This is a genomic window from Caballeronia sp. LZ003, assembly GCF_031451465.1.
Taxonomy (GTDB): domain Bacteria; phylum Pseudomonadota; class Gammaproteobacteria; order Burkholderiales; family Burkholderiaceae; genus Caballeronia.
Genome location: NZ_JARUXJ010000169.1, coordinates 1 through 496 on the forward strand (window position 1 = coordinate 1; position 496 = coordinate 496).

Sequence of the window (496 nt, forward strand, 5' to 3'; positions counted from 1 at the left end):
GGTCGTGCTGCCAGCGGCCGTGGCGGTCGCGAGCCGCCCGCGCGCGTCGTAATAAAAACTCTCGGTCGCTTGCTTGCCGATCGTGCGCGCGGTGAGCCGTCCCATCGGGTCGCGCTCGTAGACCGATACAGAGGGCATCGTCGCGCTACGCGAGCTGGACGAAGGCGAGGAAGTCGAGAGCATAGAACAGACGACGCAGCCTTGAGGTGACACGCCGCCTGTGATTGAAGACGATCAATCAATCGAGCCATGATCGCCCAAGGCAATTATTCGACTACCGCACGCTGTGAGATGGCCATCCAGCGCAACGTGTTCGCCGTTGGTGTCGGTTAGCATGTCCGAGCCTTGAATGATCGGATTAACGCCGTGTTCGGGACATGACACGAGATCGCCCACGCGCGCGCCTTTGCGTCCGTCGATGTCCATCGTGTCTGATCCGGTGATGATGCGGCCGCCGTGGGTGGTGCTGTCGCCTACGCAAGCAATTGATGTCATT

1 protein-coding gene is annotated in these 496 nt (G+C 60.9%); it reads right to left on the bottom strand.

Annotation, left to right across the window (positions count from 1 at the left end):
• Positions 1-234: 234 nt before the first annotated feature.
• Positions 235-495: a PAAR domain-containing protein gene (locus QCE79_RS33635; RefSeq protein ID WP_250470258.1), complete on the bottom strand. Its 261-nt coding sequence runs from the start codon at positions 493-495 to the stop codon at positions 235-237.
• Position 496 lies beyond the last annotated feature (1 nt).